The sequence below is a fragment of the Streptomyces sp. NPDC088730 genome, assembly GCF_044751215.1.
Lineage (GTDB): Bacteria > Actinomycetota > Actinomycetes > Streptomycetales > Streptomycetaceae > Streptomyces.
In genome coordinates, this window is the sequence record NZ_JBIVLK010000001.1 from 115679 (window position 1) to 133316 (window position 17638).

The following is a 17638-nucleotide window of genomic DNA, read 5'->3' on the forward strand; positions in this document are numbered from 1 at the left end:
CCCGCCCGTCGCGGGCTCAGCGGGCCTGCTTGGCGTCCTCGACGAAGGCGGCCCAGGCCCGGTTGCCGAGGATGAGCGCGGGGCCGGTGGGGTTCTTGCTGTCGCGGACGGCGGTGCGGGCGGTGAGGCCCGCGACCTCTATGCAGTCGCCGCCCGACGATCCGCCGCCGCTGTAGCTGCTCTTGCGCCAGACGACAGTGCCGAGTTCAGGAGCGAGCATGGTGGGTACCTCTTTCTGGCGGTTACAGCTTGAGCCTGATCCGGTGGATGAGGTCACGGCTGTCCACGGGGCTCAGCGCCGCCGATCTCAATGAGTCGAACGCGAGCGTATAACGGGCTGTTTCGTCGGGGGTCTCCATGTGCAGCGTGCCGGTGACGTGCTCAACGCAAACGACGTCGGAGAACGTGGGAGTGGGGAAACCGAACACGACGAATGCCCCGACGAGCCCGGCGTGGGCTCCCGTGCTGAAGGGCATGACCTGGATCTCGATGTTCGGGCGCTCGCCGAGTGCCAGGAGCTGATCGAGTTGAGGCCCCATCACGGAGGCGCCGCCCACCTCGCTCCGCAAGGCTGCCTCGCCCTCGATGACGCAGATGCGTGGTGCCTGCTCGCCCGCGAGCACGTCCTGCCGCTGCATCCTCATGCCGACGAGTTCCTCGACCCGTTTGGAACTGAGCATTTCAGGGTTGGCTCGGTACAAGGCTCTCGCGTAGTCGGGCGTCTGGAACAGCCCTGAAACCAGAAGCGGTTGAAACGACCGGATGTAGTTCGACGTCTGCTCGTAGTCGATGTGATCCGCGTACGAAGGCAGCGTCGTGCCCAGGTTTCGTGTCCATCCGCGTTCGTTGCGGCGTCGGGCAAGGGTGACCAGGTCCTCGATGAGTACATCGTCCTGCACCCCGTAGAACGTCAGAAGGTCGCGTAGTTCACCGAGAGAGATGCCGAGGTGGGCGTTCTCGATACGACTGATCTTCGATCGGTGGCACCCGATTCGGTCGGCGGCCTCCTCCGGTGATTTTCCTGCTGCTTCACGGAGTTGGACGAGTGTCGTGGCGAGCCTTCGCCGTCGGACAGAAGGCCGGGAATCGACCATGCGTAGCCCCCTCTGTGATGGTGACAGACCAAGGGTAGTAGCCATAAAAGATCTTGGAACGGTTTCTTCCTGATTCGGTTGCGATAAGGACGGGTTCCAGGGCACTCTGGGGTCATAACGCACCGCGATTTTCCAATCGCGCAAGGTGACTGCCTGGCCATACGAAAGACCCCCGCGACCTGCACCGGTCCGGGGGCGTGGCCCACGCCCTCCAGGAGCGTCGACATGAAGCATGTTATCGACTGGCTGTTTGGTTCGCTGCGGCGATCCATGAAGCCGCCCCCTCAACTCCGCCCCCTCCCGCCGCCCTTCCCGGTCAGGCCCCGGTCCGGCGTCATCGCGCTGGCGGACGCGCGGCTCGCTGCCGCGCCCGGCCCCTACTCGCCGGCCGCCTGGGCCCGATGGGAGCGTGCCGCGAACCGGGAGCGGCGGGCGCGGCGGACCGTGTGGTGGCTGGCCGAGCACGGTGCCCGTGCGAGGAAGGGCCTCATCCACGGTGTGGTGGTGGGACGGTGACGCCGGATCAGGTGGTGCGGCGGTGGAGCCGGCATCCCCGGCAGGTCGGCCGGGCGCGCGCCGAACTGCGTACGGCACTCGCGGGTTGGGCCCTGGTCCCGGTCACCGACACCGCGTTGCTCGTCCTGTCGGAGTTACTCACCAACGCCGGGCGGCACGCCCGGGTGTCGCCGGGCCGGGAGATCGAGACCCGCTTCGTCCGACTGCCGGACGGGGTGCGGATCGAGGTGCACGACGCCTCGTCCGTCCGCCCGGTCGGCCGGGAGCCCGCACTGGAAGCCGATGACGGGCGCGGGCTGTTCCTCGTCGACGCACTCGCGGACCGGTGGGGCATCGCTGACCGCAACGGCCCGGGGAAAGCGGTCTGGGCGGAGTGCAGGCTGCCGTCACAGAACGGAGGCGGTCCGGATGCCGTCTGAACAGCTGCGGTGCGCGGTACGGATCAGGCGCGGCGACCTCGTACACGTACAGGGGGAGTGGCATGAGGTATGTGCCGTGCGGCTGGAGCGGTACGCGACCGGCGGCACGGCCGTGGTGCTGACCTTCGCCGGAGGGGGCCGCCCGCTGCGGGTGCCCGCCGATCACCTGGTCACCGTGCCGCTGCCGAAGCCGCCGAGGCCGCCGGGCTGGGTGTTCGTCGAGGACGCGTCCGACAGTCCGGCGGTGCACGAAACGGAGTGCACCACGTGTGGGGAGGGCCCGGAGCCCACCGTGTCCCAGGACGTTGCCGTACGGCACCTGTGGTGCGCCGAGCACGCGGCCCGGACGGGGCACACCGGGTTCCTGGCCCTGCGCGTGGGGCTGCTGAGGGCGGTCGCGGTGCACGAGGTCCGCCACTGACGCGGTGTTTGCCAGGCCATGAGGGCTGCTGGTGGCCAGCAGGGTGACCGCGCCCTCCTGGAGGTCCATGTGCGACGCCACCATGGACCAGCCGCGCTGTTTGAGGACCACTCGGGTCTCGCCGACCGCGTCCGCGCCTTTGAGGTTCTTCCGGGGCGGCCGCCAGTCGCGCTCGCGGAGCTCGCTCACCACCTTTTCGAACTGGGTGAGGCCAACGGGCGTGGTCCTGGTGCCGAATCCCTTGAACGCGACGCCGCACGACGCCAGCGAGTTGTCCGTACGTTCCTCGGCCGAGCGGGCGAACTCCGGAGCGTTGTTCGGAACGCCCGCGTTCGCGGCCGAGGAGTCGAGGTCTGCCCGGACGACCTTCTCGGGGAGAGGGCCCGTGCCCTTGGACCGGGGCGCCGCCGGCGACGGGGCGGGGGCTCCGGTGCCGGCGTCGTCCGTGCCGCAGCCCGCGGCTCCGACAGCTATGACGGCCGGCGCCAGAGCGGCCCGCTTCATCCTGTTCATCTGTCCCCTCCCAGGTCGCGGGCGCGTGTGTCCCCCCGCGCGTTCGAAGGGAGTGAGTCATGCCGCGCCTCGCGTCCTCGCGCTGCGCCGGCGCTACGCCGGGAGCATGGCGCGGCGTCCCGGCGCGGCGGACGACTGAGCCGTCATCCCGCCGTCCACCACGAGGAGCTGGCCGGTGAGGTAGCGGGACTCGTCGGAGGCGAGGAAGACCATGGTGTGGCCGATGTCCTCGGGGGAGCCGAGGTAGGGGAGGGCGTTGCCCCGCTTGAGGCTGTCGACCACTTCCTGGGGGAGGTTGTTCTCCAGGGCGGGGGTCATCACCGCGCCGGGGGCGATGGCGTTGCAGCGGATGTTCTGCGGGCCGTACTGGGTGGCGACCGACTTGGTGATGCTGACCACCGCGGCCTTGACCGCGCCGTAGGAGGTCTGCAGGACGTCGCCGACGAGTGCGGCGACGGACGCGGTGTTGATGATCGAGCCGCCGCCGGCCCGGATCATGTGGGGGATCGCGTGCCGGGAACCCAGGAGGGTGCTGCGCATGTTGAGGGCGACGGCCCGGTCGAATTCGTCCATGTCCATGCGGAGCACGTCGAGGTCGGTACGCGGGTTGGTGCCGCCGACGTGATTGCACAGGACGTTCAGGGCGCCGTACTCGTTCACCGTGGCGCTGATCATGTCCGCGATGGAGTCCTCCTCCATGACGTCCACCGTGAGGGGCAGCGCCTGACCGCCCGCCGCGCTGATGAGGGCGGCCGTCTCCTCGGCTGCCCGGGTGTCGTGGTCGGCGACGACGACGCGGGCGCCCTCCTTGCTCATGAGTTCGGCGGCGGAGCGGCCGATGCCACTTCCGGCTCCGGTGATGACGGCGACTTTGTCGTGCAGACGGTTCATGTTCGCTTCCTCTGGTGCATTCCCCATGCTGTGCACTATGCACGCTGATTTCACGGTACACATCGTGTGCACTGTGCACAAACAAGAGTGACGGTGACCTCGTCCGGACCGTTGCTGTCCTCGGTCGTGCTCAGCAGGACTCGCTCTGGAACCGTCAGCAGGTGTCCGACCAGCTCCGTTCGCTGCTGCGGGAGGACTGCCCGGCCGTCTTGGCCAAGCAGTACGGACGCGACGACCGTGATGATCCCGGGCAAGAAGATCGATATGACGGGCTGGGATTCCGGTTCGGCGAAGGCCGCGTCGGTTCAGGTGGGGGTGAAGCCGGGGACGGTGACGGGTACGAGTCGGTTCCTCTCGCACGCCGATCAGCGGCGGATCAGCAGCGGATCAGTCCTCTTCGGCGAACTCATCCGACGCGGTCCTCAGCGGCCGGTCGAGGCGGGCGGACGGGTGGGCCGGACCGTCCACCCGCCTGCCATGAGCGGGTGCCCCCGGTGGACGTCAGCGGCCCTACGCAGCCCCCGCCGCCGGCGCCCCCGCCGCGCCCTGCTTCGGGGGCGCGGGGGACGGGGCCGGGACCTGCGCCGGGGCCTGGGTCGGCGCCGGGGCCTGCGTCGGGGCCGGCGGGGGCGCGGGCTGCATGTCCCGGGGGCCGCCCGCCGGGGGCAGGCCCAGGGTGTCCAGGGCCTCCTGTGCGCTCGGGGCGTCCAGGGGCGAGAACTGCGGGTTGGTGCGCAGCGCGTCCTCCAGGTTGCGGCGGGCCGGGCCGAAGTCGTTCAGCGCGCGCTGGACCATGCCCAGGTGGTACGCGTACGAGGCGTTCTGGCCGCCCGTGTCGACCGCCCTGCGCGCGTACTCCAGAGCCGAGTCCGAATCGCCTGAGCGGTGCAGCGCCCAGCCCAGCGCGTCCGCCACCGCCGCGCTGCGGTGACCGAGCTCCCACTCCGCGCGCAGCTGCTCCACCGCGGCGTCCGCGTCACCGTGGGCGGCCTCGAAGCGGCCGAGGAGAAGGGCCTCGTCCACACCCTGGGTCCCGGCCCGGGACAGCGCCTGACGCAGCCGGGTGTACTGGGTGACGGAGTCGCCGTCCAGGCCCAGCGACTCGTACAGCTCGCCCAGCTCCAGCAGGTACTCCGGCCGCGGGGACTTGGCCAGCGCGGCCTGGTAGTCCCGCTGGGCCTCCTCCGTGCGGCCGAGGGCCGCCAGCGCACGGGCGCGGCCCGCGAGGGAGGCGTGGTGGGCGCGGTCGGTGCGCAGCGCAGCCCCGTACTGGGCCACGGCCTCCTCCGGTTCGCCCCGCTCCCAGGCCAGATCGCCCAGCCGGGAGAGGCAGGCGGCCTTCTCCGCGGGTGCCTCCGCCCGGTTCGCCGCGTCCTGGGCGGTGGCGAGCGCGTCCTCGCGCCAGCCCCGGTCGCGGTACATCTCCGCAGTCCGGCCCAGCGACGGGACGCCCGCCCGCAGCGCGGCGTACTTCTCCACCGCCGCGGCCGACGACTTGAGGTCACCGAGGCCGTTGTACGCGTCGATCAGCTCCGGGTACACCGTCCACTGCTTCGGCTGCCTGCGCCGTACCGTCTCGCCCCACTTCTTCGCCGTCACGTAGTCGTGCCGGGCGTTGGCGAGCGAGGCGAGCCCGACCCAGGCCGCCTCGTTCCCCCGGTCACCCGGCTGCACGTTCAGCGACCGCTTCAGCGCCTGCTCGGCCCGGGTGTAGTACGCCGCGTCCGCCGCCCGCCGCCCCCACTCCACGTACGCGGACCCCAGCACCGCCCACGACCGCGCGTCCGAGGGATGGGTGCCCACCCACGCCTGCCGGTCCCCGATCAGGGCCGTCAGATCGGAGAGCGAGGCGGGGGAGCCGGCCACCGTCGCGGTCAGCGCGCGGGAGACCGGACCGGACACCGGCGGCGCCGCGTCCTTGTCCTCCTCGGGCACGGCGACCACCGCACCCGTCACCAGCACCGCACCCGCCACCACACCGAACGCGGCCCGGCGCAGCGTCGTGCGCAGCGAGGCGGGCGGCGGCTCGGCCAGGGACACGTGGTCCGGCGGCGGGGCCGGTGGGGATTCGCAGGGCGGGGCGTAGGCGGTGTCGGGGGTCACCGGGGGCTCGGGGGAGTGGTCCGGCCGGGGGGCCGCCGGGGGCTGCTGCGGAGTGACGTCCATGGCGATCACTCTGCGTCAGTACGAAGATCGCACCGCGTCTTGGGATGGCAGGCGCATACGGGTTCACACCAATGGGCCCGGGTGCGAGTCTTGGATCATGGACGATCTTCTCGAACTACTGCGTGCGGGGCTCCCGGCCGAGGCCCTGATCACCGATCCGGACGTCACCGCCTCCTACGCCAACGACATGGCGAGCTTCTGCGAGGCGGGCACCCCGGCCGTCGTCGTGCTCCCACGCAACGTCGAGCAGGTCCAGCACGTCATGCGCACCGCCACGGCCCTGCGCGTCCCGGTCGTCCCGCAGGGAGCCCGCACGGGCCTGTCGGGCGCCGCCAACGCCTCCGACGGCTGCATCGTGCTCTCCCTGACCAAGATGGACCGCATCCTGGAGATCAGCCCGGTCGACCGGATCGCCGTGGTGGAGCCGGGCGTCATCAACGCCGTGCTGTCCCGCGCGGTCGACGAGCACGGGCTGTACTACCCGCCGGACCCCTCCAGCTGGGAGATGTGCACCATCGGCGGCAACATCGGGACCGCCTCCGGCGGCCTGTGCTGCGTCAAGTACGGGGTCACCGCCGAATACGTCCTCGGCCTCGACGTCGTCCTCGCGGACGGGCGCCTCCTCAGCACCGGCCGCCGCACCGCGAAGGGCGTCGCCGGATACGACCTCACCCGGCTCCTGGTGGGCTCCGAGGGCAGCCTCGGGATCGTCGTCAAGGCCGTGCTCGCGCTCAAGCCGAAGCCGCCCCGGCAGCTCGCGCTGGCCGCCGAGTTCCCCAGCGCGACCAGTGCCTGCGACGCGATCTGCGCGATCATGGAGCGGGGTCACACTCCGTCACTCCTCGAACTGATGGACCGTACGACAGTCCGAGCCGTCAACAAGATGGCGAACATGGGCCTCCCCGACTCCACGGAGGCGCTCCTGCTCGCCGCCTTCGACACGCCGGACCCGGCAGCCGACCTGGCCGCCGTCGCGGAACTCTGCACGGCCGCCGGCGCCACCGAGGTGGTCCCGGCGGAGGACGCGGCCGAATCCGAAATGCTGCTCCAGGCCCGGCGGATGTCGCTCACCGCGCTGGAGACCGTCAAGTCCGCCACGATGATCGACGACGTGTGCGTACCGCGCTCCAAGCTCGGCGCCATGCTGGAGGGCACCGCCGCCGTCGCGGAGAAGTACGGCCTCACCATCGGCGTCTGCGCCCACGCGGGCGACGGCAACACCCACCCCGTCGTCTGCTTCGACCACACCGACGCCGACGAGTCCCGGCGGGCCCGCGAGTCCTTCGACGAGATCATGGCGCTCGGCCTCGAACTCGGCGGCACCATCACCGGCGAGCACGGCGTGGGCGTGCTCAAGAAGGAGTGGCTCGCCCGGGAACTCGGCGAGGTGAGCGTGGAACTGCACCGGGGCATCAAGCAGGCCTTCGACCCGCTGGGACTCCTCAACCCGGGCAAGGTGTTCTGACCCGGCGTTCGCGACCGGGACAAGGGTTCCGGCCGGCGTCCCCCCGCGGCGACCGCTCAACTCTCCCCGTCCTGTGCGTCGTCCGACGGCCAGGGATCGCTCATCCACAGGTCGTCGGCCGGCAGGGGCGCCAGCAGTTCCGCGAGGCCCTCGTCGATACCGAGCCGCTCGGACTCTGTGCCCGGCGGGACCACCCGCAGCGTCCGCTCCACCCAGGCGGCCACCGCGGCGGACGGCACCTCCAGCAGGGCGTTGCCGTCGGGTGAGGTCAGCGCGACACAGATGACGCCGTGTCCGTCGACCTTGGTCGGCCAGATCCGTACGTCCCCGTGCCCGCATGGCCGGAACACGCCCTCCACCAGCAGATCGCGGGCGAACGTCCAGTACACGGGGGCGTCCGAGCCGATGTGGAAGGTGATGTGCACGGCGTACGGGTCCTGGGTCCGATACGTCAGCCGGGCGGGCACCGGGATGCTGCGCTCGGGCGACAGGACCAGCTTGAGCTCCAGTTCGCGTTCCACGACGGTGTGCATGAGGCGTCCCTTCGAGACCTGTGCGCCGGTCCCGCGACCGGCCTTCACAGGGAGAGAGCGCCCTCCCCGTCATCCATTACGCGACTTCGGGGAAAAAAGATTGGCGTGACCGGAAAGTGGCCCAAACACCCGGACCGGCACGGGGGTACGCGGGTGTCTGGTAGATGTGGACCCTTGTACTGACACCCTTGTACTGAGACTCGAAGAGATACGGGACCACGGTGATGAGCGCCCCAACCCCGGCACCCGGTGACGAAAGCCCCCGCGAGGGGTACTACCCCGATCCGTCCATCCCCGGATACGTCCGGTACTGGAACGGCGCCTCCTGGGTGCCCGGCACGAGCAGGCCCGCCCCGCAGAGCGGCGAGGCGATGCCCTCGGTACCCGACCCCGAACCGGCCGGTCCGCACCGGCCCGCCCCCGCGCCGGTGGACGAGACCGGTCCGATGTTCTTCGACGAGGAGCCGCTGGACGAGGCCCGGCCGGAACCCTCGCCCGCCTGGCAGGCCGACGTCTCCCGGCAGAACGGCTTCGGCGGCGAGCGCGACCGCCGCGTCTCCTGGGGCGGTCAGCCCGGTCAGCCCGGTCAGTCCGGTCAGTCCGGTCAGCCTGGTCCGCAGCCCGGTCCGCAGTTCGTGCAGCCGTCGCAGCCGGGTGGGGAGCCCTCGCAGCAGGGTGGGCAGCCCTCGCGACAGCCTCCGCAGCAGGGTGAGCAGCCTTCGCGGCAGGGTGAGCAGTCCGTGCAGCAGGGTGAGCAGCCTTCGCGGCAGGGTGAGCAGCCCGTGCAGCCCGCACCGGGTCCCGATCCGCGTGCGCGCGAGGGCAGTTCCCCGGCAGCCGACCCGCCCGGAGACCGCGGAGACCGCTCGCTGGTGCTGCGTTCCTCCGGTGACCGCTCGCCCGCCGTCCGGCGGAGGGCCGACCTCACTCCGGTGGACCCGCGCCTGCCCGTGCCGCCGGGCCCGGACGCGTCCTCGGGCCCGGCGCCCGGCCCGGCCGCCGGTGCGCTGCCGGGTATGCGGGACGGCGGCGACCGGGCGGAGAACACCGTCGCCATCCGGGTCGACCGGTCCGGCCGCTCCGGTGGTTCGGGCGGCTCCGGAGGCGGCAGCCGCGGCGCGCAGGAGCCGCCCGCCGAGGGCACGATGACGATCCGTGCGATCGGCCCGGCCGTCCCTGCCGTCCCGGCGGCCCCACAGACCACCGCGCCGGGCCCCGCGCAGCACCAGGGGCCTGCGTTCCCTCAGCAGGTTCAGGGACCTCAGCAGGCTCAGACACCCCGACAGATTCAGGCGCCTCAGCAGGCCCGCCAGCCTCAGCAGACCCACCAGCCCCCGCCGCAGGCCCATCAGCCTCAAGCTCAACAGTCCCTGCCGACTCAGCAGCCCCCGCTGCCCCAGACGCCCCACCAGGCTCAGGGGCCCCACCAGGCTCAGACACCCCACCAGGCTCAGGGTCCCGACCAGCCCGTCGTGCCCTGGAAGCCTCCGGTGAACGACCACTTCCAGCAGCTGGCGGCGGCTCAGTCGGCCGCCCGGCCGGCCGCGCTCGGCAAGAGGTTCGCCGCCCGGCTCATCGACACCGTCGTGCTGGGCGCGCTCGTCGGCGCCGTCGCCTTCCCCCTCGCGACCCGGGCCGCGGACCACATCAACGAGAAGATCGACGCGGCCAAGCTGTCCGGCGAGACGGTCACCGTGTGGCTGCTGGACTCCACCACCGCCGGCCTGGCCGCCGGGGTCCTCGTCGCGTTCCTGGTGCTGGGAGCCCTCCTGGAGGCGCTGCCGACCGCGAAGTGGGGCCGTACGCTCGGCAAGAAGCTCTGCGGGCTCGGCGTACGGGACATCGAGTCCGGCTCGTCGCCCACCTTCGGTGCCGCGCTGCGCCGCTGGCTGGTCTACGGCGTGCTGGGGCTCCTGGTGGTCGGCGTGTTCAACGTGCTGTGGTGCCTGATCGACCGGCCGTGGCGGCAGTGCTGGCACGACAAGGCGGCCCGCACCTTCGTGGCCGGCTGAGGGACCCGCACGGCTGACGGCCCATCGGGTGATGGGCCGTCGGGCGGTTCCCGTTCCCCCGAAAGCACCTCAGCCGTTGCGGGCGCCCGTGCGGCGGGGTGCACTGCCCCCATGAGCAACGATCAGCCGACGTCCGGCCAGCCGCCAGAGGACGACCCGTTCCTCAAGAAGCCGCACGAGCCCCAGCCGCCGTCGGGTTCGCCCTACGACAGCGCGCCACCGCCTCCGCCGTACGACCCCGGCCCCTACGGCGGAGGCGGGTTCGGGGGCGCGGATCCGCTGGCGGGCATGCCGCCGCTCGCCGAGCCCGGAAAGCGCGTGCTGGCCCGGCTGATCGACTTCCTGATCATCTCGATCCCGCTGTACCTGATCTCGCTGCCGTGGGGCGGCGCGGTGGAGGTGTCGAACGACAACAACGGGAACGACGGCGTCGGTGACATCTTCGCCCAGACGTACAGCGGCCATCAGCTGATCTGGTCGCTCATCGGACTGGTGATCTACGTCGGGTACGACACGTACTTCACGCACAAGGACGGCCGTACACCGGGCAAGCGGCTGCTGAAGCTGCGGGTCGCGATGCTCAACGACGGCAGTGTGCCGGACACCGGGAGCTCCTTCCTGCGGGCCGTGGTGCTGTGGCTGCCGGCGCTGCTGTGCTGCCCGTGCCTGTGGTGGCTGATCAACATCGTGCTGATGTTCACGGACAAGCCGTACCGGCAGGCCCTGCAGGACAAGGCGGCCAAGACGGTGGTGGTGACCACCAACGGCCGCAACACGGCATGAGGCAGCCGGAACCGGGCCCGGGACGGACGCCGTCAGTGCCGCAGCGAGTGCTCGCCCACCCGCGCGGAGGTGCGGGCGGCCGGGATCGTGCGCTGCACCTGGTCCACGGCGCGGTCCCCGGACTCGTGGGCGGCGCGGGTGTCCTGGTGCGCGGCGGGCGCGGGACCGGTGGGCGATGTCCCGCGGCGCGCGGGGACGGTGACGGCCACCAGCAGGCCGAGCGCGAGCCCGGCCGCGGCGATCGCGACGATGCCCAGGTCCGAACTCGTCCGGAACAGCAGCAGCATGGCGAGCGTCGAGAAGACGACGGTGACCGAACCGTAGGAGAGCTGTGCGGCAGTAGGACGCGGCATGGCGTTATCCGTCCTCGGGACGTCGGATGGGCGGTCTCTCAACACGGTCGCACTGTCAAGCGACTCTACGACGGTGGATGCCCTCGCGGAACGGGTAGTAAGCATGACCTAACCCATAGTGCCGGTGCACGGGGGGCGCACGGAGTCATTCTCTGCGCCAATCGCGTTCGTCGGCGCGCCGGTTGAGTGTGACGCGATCGTCCGGATAGCGGAAATGTGCTCCTGCATAGTGCACTTGGTCTGTCCAAGTCAAGGTCTGTCTTTTCTCTCGCAACTCCGGTCGAATGTCGTCACTTGTGACGCGTTTCCGCGCGCGGCCCTCTCACACTCCCAGGCCGCAGTCGCGGGCGCCGGGGAGGACTGCATCACGTGATCATTAACAGACGGGCGCTTCGCACCGGAGCGGTTGTCGTGGCCATGGCCGCGACCGCCGCCACCGCATCCGCCTTCGCCACCGCTCAGGCTGATGACAAGGCGTCGGGCGCCACTGCCTCCGCTGTAGACCGCCGGGACCCGGGGTCGAACGAGGGCAACGCGCACAACCTGGAGGGCCCGTTCAGCAAGCAGCAGGACGCTCAGCGTCAGGCCGCCCTTGAGCAGGTCATATCCGGCGACAAGAAGGTGTCGACGCGCGGCGGCTCCAAGGTCGTCAAGCTCGACGACAAGAAGTACGTCGAGCTCGGCCGCGAGAAGACCGACAAGATCTTCACCATCCTGGTGGAGTTCGGCGACAAGGTCGACAACACGACCATGTTCGACCCGGACGGCGACGGCCCCAAGCCCGCCGTCCCGAAGTACGGCGGCACGCCCGGACCGGCGCACAACAAGATAGCCAAGCCGGACCCCAAGAAGGACAACAGCACCGCCTGGCAGGCCGACTACAACCAGGCCCACTTCCAGGACCTGTACTTCGGCACGGGCGCCGGCAAGAACTCGCTCAAGACGTACTACGAGAAGACGTCCTCCGGGCGCTACTCGGTGGACGGCGAGGTCTCCGACTGGGTCAAGGTCCCGTACAACGAGGCCCGCTACGGCTCGAACTGGTGCGGTTCGACCAACTGCGCCAACGCCTGGGACATGATCAAGGACGGCACCAACGCCTGGGCCGCCGACCAGAAGGCCAAGGGCCGTACGCCGGAGCAGATCAAGGCGGATCTCGCCCAGTACGACCAGTGGGACCGTTACGACTTCGACGGTGACGGCAACTTCAACGAGCCCGACGGCTACATCGACCACTTCCAGATCGTGCACGCCGGCGAGGACGAGTCCGCGGGCGGCGGCGTCGAGGGCACCAACGCCATCTGGGCGCACCGCTGGTACGCCTACGGCACGGACGCCGGCGCGACCGGCCCGGCCGAGAACAAGGCCGGCGGCACCCAGATCGGTGACACCGGCATCTGGGTCGGTGACTACACCGCGCAGCCCGAGAACGGCGGCCTGGGCGTCTTCGCCCACGAGTACGGCCACGACCTCGGTCTGCCGGACCTCTACGACACGACCAACACCGCCGAGAACTCGGTCGGTTTCTGGTCCCTGATGTCGGCCGGTTCCTGGCTCGGCACCGGCAAGAACAGCATCGGTGACCTGCCCGGCGACATGACCGCCTGGGACAAGCTCCAGCTGGGCTGGCTCAACTACGCCGAGGCCAAGGCCGCGACGAAGTCCACCCACAAGCTGGGCGTCTCGGAGTACAACACCAAGGACAAGCAGGCGCTCGTCGTCACGCTGCCCGACAAGGCCGTCACCACCGATGTCACGGCGCCCGCGGAGGGTGCCAAGCAGTGGTGGAGCGACATGGGCGACAACCTCAACAACACCCTGTCGCGCCCGGTCGACCTCACCGGCAAGTCCAAGGCCTCCCTCGACCTCGCCGGCTGGTGGGACATCGAGGCGGACTACGACTACCTCTACACCGAGGTCTCCGACAACGGCGGCACCAGCTGGACCGCGATCGACGGCACCGCCGACGGCAAGGCGATCCCGCGCGACGCCAGTGACAAGCCGGCCCTGACCGACGTCTCCGGCAAGTACCAGAAGCTCTCGTACTCGCTGGACGCCTACGCGGGCAAGAAGATCGACATCCGGTTCCGCTACGCCACCGACGGCGGCGCGGGCGGGGTGGGCTTCGCGGCCGACACCATCGCGGTCAACGCCGACGGTGCCGCGCTCTTCACGGACAACGCCGAGGGCGACGACAACGGCTGGACCGCCAAGGGCTTCTCGCGGGTCGGCGCGTCGTTCACCAAGGACTACCCGCAGTACTACCTCGCGGAGAACCGCCAGTACGTCAGCTACGACCAGACCCTCAAGGTCGGCCCGTACAACTTCGGCTTCGCGAAAACCCGTCCGGACTGGGTCGAGCACTTCCCGTACCAGAACGGTCTGCTCATCTGGCTGTGGGACACCTCGCAGAAGGACAACAACGTCTCGGTCCACCCGGGCAAGGGCCTGATCCTGCCGGTCGACGCGCACGCCAAGCCGCTGAAGTGGGCGGACGGCACGGTCATCCGCAACAAGATCCAGCCCTTCGACGCCCCGTTCAGCTGGTACCCCACCGACGGGTTCACGCTCCACAACGGTGACGTGGCCACGAGGATCAAGCCGCAGCTCGGCCTGCCGGTCTTCGACGACCACCGGGGAACCTACTGGTACAAGGAGAACAAGACCGGAAGCGTGCAGGTCGCTGACACCAACACCCGGATCACGATCATCAGCGAGCCGCTCAGCGGCTCCACGATGACCGTCCGGGTCGGTGCCTCGCACAAGTAATCCGGTAACACCGCAGGTCAGAGCATGATCGGCCGTCGCCCTCTAGCGGGCGGCGGCCGATCGTGTTTAGGTGCCTCTTGTCCTGTTTCTTATTGACACGATGTCTCACGGGGGAGTGCGGAGTATGGCCGGCGGAGGATTCAGCAAGTTGCCGAACGGAAGCGTGGTCATCGCGATCACGCTGTCGAGCCCGGCGCAGAGCGTGGGGCCGGACACCCCCGTCCGCGTCCTGGTGCACGCGCCGAACCGGGCCCGCGCACTGACCCGGCTGCGCAATCTGGGCCTGCGCGCCGTCTACCTCCGAGGCAACGCGGAACCGCCGACCCCGGACGAGATCACCGCCGTCCTGCACCACCCCGACGGAGTTCTGTGGCGCGCGAGACCCGAGCGGGCCCAGGAACTCTGGCACCCGATCCGGGCGCTCCTGAGGCCCGCCCTGCCGGCCCGGCAGGGCTGACCGGCTCCCGCTACACCACGGGCTTGCCGGCGAGCACCACGCCCGCCTCCCGCAGCTCCGCCAGCGCCCGGTCCGTGGTCGCCTCCGCGACGCCCGCGGTCAGATCGAGCAGTACGTGCGTGCCGAAGCCCTCCCGGACGGCGTCCAGCGCGGTGGCCCGGACGCAGTGGTCGGTGGCGATACCGACCACGTCGACCGACTCCACCCCGCGGTCGCGCAGCCACTCGGCCAGCCCCACGCCGTTCTCGTCCAGCCCCTCGAAGCCGCTGTACGCCGCCGCGTACGCTCCCTTGTCGAACACCGCGTCGATCGCCCCGGAGGCGACCGCGGGCGCGAAATTGGGGTGGAACCCCACCCCCTCCGTACCGGCCACGCAGTGCGGCGGCCAGGAGTGCTCGAAGTCCGGCGCCGAGGAGAAGTGACCGCCGGGGTCGATGTGGTGATCACGGGTGGCCACCACATGCCGGTAGCCGGGCTGGGCCTCACCGATCAGGTCCGTGATGGCGGCGGCGACATCGGCACCCCCCGCCACCGCGAGGCTCCCGCCCTCACAGAAGTCGTTCTGAACGTCCACGACGATCAAGGCGCGGTGCATGGCGAGTGTCCTTAGGTGGGGAAGGCGGAAGAGCGGCGGTCACGGGGATGGCCCCGGGTCCGGAGATCCGGGGCGTTACGGGGATGGCCCCGAGCCTAGAGACTCGGGGCCCACAATCAAGCCCGGCCGCACCTCATACGTACTCGGTGGGAAGAACCGGCTCGCCGCGCGACAGCTGCATCGCGGACATCGGCAGCCCCGCCCGCGCCGCGATGTGCCGCTCCCGGGCCGCGTCCAGCGGCTCCCGCGCGACCACCTCACCGCCCCGGACCAGCTCCACCAGCAGCTGCCGGTCGGCCAGCTCCGGCGGCACCGGGCCGGTCCCGATCACCTCGGCCTCGGCCACCCCGTCCTCGTCCAGCCGGCGCGCCGCCCACTTGCGGCCGCCGATGGAGGTCTTCGCGCCCAGCGACTTCTTCGCCACCGGGCGCAGCGGGTCCGCCGGATCGGCCGAGGCCGCCCGCGCCACCAGCTTGTAGACCATCGAGCAGGTGGGCTGCCCGCTGCCGGTCACCAGCTGCGTGCCCACCCCGTACGCGTCCACCGGCGCGGCGGCCAGCGAGGCGATGGCGTACTCGTCCAGGTCCGAGGTCACCACGATCTTCGTGTCCGTCGCGCCCAGCTCGTCCAGCTGCTGGCGCACCCGGTGCGCGACCAGCAGCAGGTCACCGGAGTCGATCCGGACCGCGCCCAGCTCGGTACCGGCGACCTCGACCGCCGTACGGACCGCCGCCGTCACGTCGTACGTGTCGACCAGCAGCGTCGTGTCGCGCCCCAGCGAGTCGACCTGGGCCCGGAACGCGTCGCGCTCGGAGTCGTGCAGCAGGGTGAAGGCGTGGGCGCTCGTCCCGACGGTCGGGATGTTGTAGCGGAAGCCCGCGGCCAGGTCGGAGGTGGTGTCGAAGCCGCCGATGTACGCCGCGCGGGCGGAGGCCACCGCCGACAGCTCATGGGTGCGCCGCGCGCCCATCTCGATCAGCCCGCGGCCGCCCGCCGCCGACGACATCCGCGAGGCCGCGGCGGCGATCGCCGAGTCGTGGTTGAGGATCGACAGGATCACCGTCTCCAGCAGCACGCACTCGGCGAAGGAGCCCTCGGCCCGCAGGATCGGCGAGCCGGGGAAGTACACCTCGCCCTCCGGGTAGCCCCAGATGTCCCCGCTGAAGCGGAAATCGGCCAGAAAGTCGAGCGTCGGGGCGTCGACCACGTTCTGGTCGCGCAGGAAGGCGAGCATCTCGTCGTCGAAGTGGAAGTTCTCGACCGCGTCCAGGACCCGCCCGGTGCCCGCGACGACGCCGTAGCGCCGCCCCTCGGGCAGCCGGCGGGTGAACGCCTCGAAGACCGAGCGCCGGTCGGCGGTGCCGGCCTTCAGCGCGGCCTGCACCATCGTGAGCTCGTACTGGTCGGTGAAGAGCGCTGTCGAGGGCACACCGACCCGTCGCCCAAGGTCCGCAGAGTTCATGCCGGGGATGCTACCCCTATTTCGTCAGAGTGACGAGATGGGGGTGGCGGGCCCGGCGCGGTACCGGGCCCGTTTGTGCGATGCCCCCTCCCGGGTGGCAGCATGGGGTAGGTGAGTGTCGCCCCCGTAGAGATCGAACGTCCAGAATCGGCCGAGGAGAACCTCGTTGTCCCCGAGCCCGACGTCCCCTGGGTGACGCTGGTCCACAACGACCCGGTCAACCTCATGAGCTACGTCACCTATGTCTTCCAGGCCTACTTCGGCTATTCGAAGGACAAGGCCCACAAGCTCATGCTCGACGTCCACCAGAAGGGCCGCGCCGTCGTCTCCAGCGGAAGCCGCGAGGAGATGGAGCGCGACGTCCAGGCGATGCACGGCTACGGGCTCTGGGCCACACTCACCCAGGACCGCAACTAGCGCCGAAGCACCTCCCGCCCCGCCCGCATGCCCGACCACCATCGGAGAAAACCCATGGCCGGCCACTTCGAGGCCACCCCCGGCGGCGGCGCGGCCGTCGCGCTCGACGAGGTGGAGGTCGCGATCCTGCGCTCCCTCGCCGTCCAGCTGCTGGAGCTCATCGGCCCCGGCGACGAACCCGTCGAGGGCGAGGACCCGCTCGCCGCACTCTTCGCCGAGGGCCCCAGCGAGCCGCCCAGCGACCCCGCCCTGGCCCGGCTCTTCCCCGAGGCCTACGGCGACAAGGACGACGAACTGCGCGCCGCCTCGGCCGAGTTCCGTCGCTTCACCGAGAACGACCTGCGCACCCGCAAGCGCGACGACGCCCTCGTGGTCGTACGCACCCTGGACGGGCTCTCGCCCGTCGGGGACGGCGGGGCCGTGCTCCGGCTCGACGCCGGGCAGTGCCGCAACTGGCTGGGGACCCTCAACGACCTGCGCCTCACCATCGGCGCCCGGCTGGAGGTCTCCGACGAGGACGGCGGCGAGGAGGGGTCGCTCTACCGGCTCCCCGACAGCGACCCGCGCAAGCCCATGGTCATGGCCTACCTCTGGCTGGGCGGCCTCCAGGAAACGCTCGTCGAGACGCTGATGCCGTAACGCGGCACCCCGGGTCCGTCCGGCGGACCACCGCATCGTGTTCGCTCAACGGACGCTCAAATCCGAATAACGATCGCGTCACCTGATCGGCCTTTTTTGCGATGCCTGAACACCGATGTCCGCTTCTTCTTGT

Annotated in this window: 18 protein-coding genes; 10 read left to right on the forward strand and 8 right to left on the reverse strand. The window is 70.6% G+C overall.

Annotated features, from left to right (window positions below; genetic code table 11):
- Positions 1–16 precede the first annotated feature (16 nt).
- Together ACIP89_RS00460 and ACIP89_RS00465 are read right to left on the reverse strand one after the other, a co-directional pair.
- Positions 17–220: a DUF397 domain-containing protein gene (locus ACIP89_RS00460; RefSeq protein WP_402112138.1), complete on the reverse strand. Its 204-nt coding sequence runs from the start codon at positions 218–220 to the stop codon at positions 17–19.
- Between the two features lie 22 nt (positions 221–242).
- Entirely contained in the window at positions 243–1094 is an 852-nt protein-coding gene (locus ACIP89_RS00465; RefSeq protein WP_402112139.1) for a helix-turn-helix domain-containing protein, read from the reverse strand.
- A gap of 225 nt (positions 1095–1319) precedes the next feature.
- Between ACIP89_RS00465 and ACIP89_RS00470 the strand changes: the two genes are divergently transcribed.
- From ACIP89_RS00470 to ACIP89_RS00480, 3 genes are read left to right on the forward strand one after another with little or no spacing between them, the layout of a single operon-like run.
- Positions 1320–1610, forward strand: coding sequence for a hypothetical protein (locus ACIP89_RS00470; protein WP_402112142.1), 291 nt, complete (start codon positions 1320–1322; stop codon positions 1608–1610).
- A complete protein-coding gene (locus tag ACIP89_RS00475) occupies positions 1607–2029 on the forward strand; it encodes an ATP-binding protein (RefSeq protein ID WP_401921811.1) in 423 nt (140 codons plus the stop codon). Before ACIP89_RS00470 ends, ACIP89_RS00475 begins: the two co-directional genes overlap by 4 nt.
- Complete coding sequence (locus tag ACIP89_RS00480; protein ID WP_402112145.1) at positions 2019–2450, forward strand: hypothetical protein; 432 nt, start codon at positions 2019–2021, stop codon at positions 2448–2450. Before ACIP89_RS00475 ends, ACIP89_RS00480 begins: the two co-directional genes overlap by 11 nt.
- Positions 2451–3056: 606 nt before the next feature.
- On the opposite strand, the gene ACIP89_RS00485 is transcribed toward ACIP89_RS00480, so the two are convergent.
- Both ACIP89_RS00485 and ACIP89_RS00490 read right to left on the reverse strand, forming a co-directional pair.
- Positions 3057–3854, reverse strand: coding sequence for an SDR family NAD(P)-dependent oxidoreductase (locus ACIP89_RS00485; RefSeq protein WP_402112147.1), 798 nt, complete (start codon positions 3852–3854; stop codon positions 3057–3059).
- Between the two features lie 510 nt (positions 3855–4364).
- Positions 4365–6020 (reverse strand): tetratricopeptide repeat protein, encoded by a 1656-nt coding sequence (locus ACIP89_RS00490; RefSeq protein ID WP_402112149.1) that lies wholly within the window; start codon positions 6018–6020, stop codon positions 4365–4367.
- A 97-nt stretch (positions 6021–6117) separates the two neighbouring features.
- Between ACIP89_RS00490 and ACIP89_RS00495 the strand changes: the two genes are divergently transcribed.
- Positions 6118–7485: an FAD-binding oxidoreductase gene (locus tag ACIP89_RS00495; protein WP_401921821.1), complete on the forward strand. Its 1368-nt coding sequence runs from the start codon at positions 6118–6120 to the stop codon at positions 7483–7485.
- 56 nt (positions 7486–7541) lie between these two features.
- Here ACIP89_RS00495 and ACIP89_RS00500 read toward each other — a convergent pair whose 3' ends face one another.
- A complete protein-coding gene (locus ACIP89_RS00500) occupies positions 7542–8018 on the reverse strand; it encodes an SsgA family sporulation/cell division regulator (protein ID WP_401921823.1) in 477 nt (158 codons plus the stop codon).
- Positions 8019–8242: 224 nt separating this feature from the next.
- On the opposite strand from ACIP89_RS00500, the gene ACIP89_RS00505 reads away from it, so the two are divergent.
- Both ACIP89_RS00505 and ACIP89_RS00510 read left to right on the forward strand, forming a co-directional pair.
- Complete coding sequence (locus ACIP89_RS00505; protein ID WP_402112152.1) at positions 8243–10030, forward strand: RDD family protein; 1788 nt, start codon at positions 8243–8245, stop codon at positions 10028–10030.
- A 111-nt stretch (positions 10031–10141) separates the two neighbouring features.
- Positions 10142–10813: an RDD family protein gene (locus tag ACIP89_RS00510; RefSeq protein WP_401921829.1), complete on the forward strand. Its 672-nt coding sequence runs from the start codon at positions 10142–10144 to the stop codon at positions 10811–10813.
- A 32-nt stretch (positions 10814–10845) separates the two neighbouring features.
- Here ACIP89_RS00510 and ACIP89_RS00515 read toward each other — a convergent pair whose 3' ends face one another.
- Entirely contained in the window at positions 10846–11166 is a 321-nt protein-coding gene (locus ACIP89_RS00515; RefSeq protein WP_401921831.1) for a hypothetical protein, read from the reverse strand.
- Positions 11167–11535: 369 nt separating this feature from the next.
- On the opposite strand from ACIP89_RS00515, the gene ACIP89_RS00520 reads away from it, so the two are divergent.
- Together ACIP89_RS00520 and ACIP89_RS00525 are read left to right on the forward strand one after the other, a co-directional pair.
- Complete coding sequence (locus ACIP89_RS00520; protein WP_401921833.1) at positions 11536–13935, forward strand: immune inhibitor A domain-containing protein; 2400 nt, start codon at positions 11536–11538, stop codon at positions 13933–13935.
- A 124-nt stretch (positions 13936–14059) separates the two neighbouring features.
- On the forward strand, positions 14060–14392 hold the full coding sequence (locus ACIP89_RS00525; protein ID WP_401921835.1) for a hypothetical protein: 333 nt from the start codon (positions 14060–14062) through the stop codon (positions 14390–14392).
- A gap of 10 nt (positions 14393–14402) precedes the next feature.
- Here ACIP89_RS00525 and ACIP89_RS00530 read toward each other — a convergent pair whose 3' ends face one another.
- Together ACIP89_RS00530 and ACIP89_RS00535 are read right to left on the reverse strand one after the other, a co-directional pair.
- Positions 14403–14987: an isochorismatase family protein gene (locus ACIP89_RS00530; RefSeq protein ID WP_401921838.1), complete on the reverse strand. Its 585-nt coding sequence runs from the start codon at positions 14985–14987 to the stop codon at positions 14403–14405.
- A 133-nt stretch (positions 14988–15120) separates the two neighbouring features.
- Positions 15121–16449, reverse strand: a complete 1329-nt coding sequence (locus ACIP89_RS00535; RefSeq protein WP_401921840.1) for a nicotinate phosphoribosyltransferase — start codon at positions 16447–16449, stop codon at positions 15121–15123.
- 111 nt (positions 16450–16560) lie between these two features.
- Here ACIP89_RS00535 and clpS point away from each other — a divergent pair, with 111 nt between their 5' ends.
- The gene (clpS, locus tag ACIP89_RS00540; RefSeq protein ID WP_018555894.1) at positions 16561–16866 is read left to right on the forward strand and encodes an ATP-dependent Clp protease adapter ClpS; all 306 of its coding nucleotides are present in this window, start codon (positions 16561–16563) and stop codon (positions 16864–16866) included.
- 54 nt (positions 16867–16920) lie between these two features.
- Positions 16921–17505 (forward strand): DUF2017 domain-containing protein, encoded by a 585-nt coding sequence (locus ACIP89_RS00545; RefSeq protein ID WP_401921843.1) that lies wholly within the window; start codon positions 16921–16923, stop codon positions 17503–17505.
- The last annotated feature ends 133 nt before the right edge of the window (positions 17506–17638 follow it).

Bases quoted from the DNA above. Each gene is read 5' to 3' on its own strand.
- ACIP89_RS00530 (WP_401921838.1), bottom strand. From the start codon at position 14,987: ATGCACCGCGCCTTGATCGTCGTGGACGTTCAGAACGACTTCTGTGAG.
- ACIP89_RS00510 (WP_401921829.1), top strand. From the start codon at position 10,142: ATGAGCAACGATCAGCCGACGTCCGGCCAGCCGCCAGAGGACGACCCG.
- ACIP89_RS00460 (WP_402112138.1), bottom strand. From the start codon at position 220: ATGCTCGCTCCTGAACTCGGCACTGTCGTCTGGCGCAAGAGCAGCTAC.
- ACIP89_RS00535 (WP_401921840.1), bottom strand. From the start codon at position 16,449: ATGAACTCTGCGGACCTTGGGCGACGGGTCGGTGTGCCCTCGACAGCG.
- ACIP89_RS00505 (WP_402112152.1), top strand. From the start codon at position 8,243: ATGAGCGCCCCAACCCCGGCACCCGGTGACGAAAGCCCCCGCGAGGGG.
- ACIP89_RS00500 (WP_401921823.1), bottom strand. From the start codon at position 8,018: ATGCACACCGTCGTGGAACGCGAACTGGAGCTCAAGCTGGTCCTGTCG.
- ACIP89_RS00470 (WP_402112142.1), top strand. From the start codon at position 1,320: ATGAAGCATGTTATCGACTGGCTGTTTGGTTCGCTGCGGCGATCCATG.
- ACIP89_RS00490 (WP_402112149.1), bottom strand. From the start codon at position 6,020: ATGGACGTCACTCCGCAGCAGCCCCCGGCGGCCCCCCGGCCGGACCAC.
- ACIP89_RS00485 (WP_402112147.1), bottom strand. From the start codon at position 3,854: ATGAACCGTCTGCACGACAAAGTCGCCGTCATCACCGGAGCCGGAAGT.
- ACIP89_RS00495 (WP_401921821.1), top strand. From the start codon at position 6,118: ATGGACGATCTTCTCGAACTACTGCGTGCGGGGCTCCCGGCCGAGGCC.
- ACIP89_RS00480 (WP_402112145.1), top strand. From the start codon at position 2,019: ATGCCGTCTGAACAGCTGCGGTGCGCGGTACGGATCAGGCGCGGCGAC.
- ACIP89_RS00545 (WP_401921843.1), top strand. From the start codon at position 16,921: ATGGCCGGCCACTTCGAGGCCACCCCCGGCGGCGGCGCGGCCGTCGCG.
- ACIP89_RS00465 (WP_402112139.1), bottom strand. From the start codon at position 1,094: ATGGTCGATTCCCGGCCTTCTGTCCGACGGCGAAGGCTCGCCACGACA.
- ACIP89_RS00525 (WP_401921835.1), top strand. From the start codon at position 14,060: ATGGCCGGCGGAGGATTCAGCAAGTTGCCGAACGGAAGCGTGGTCATC.
- ACIP89_RS00515 (WP_401921831.1), bottom strand. From the start codon at position 11,166: ATGCCGCGTCCTACTGCCGCACAGCTCTCCTACGGTTCGGTCACCGTC.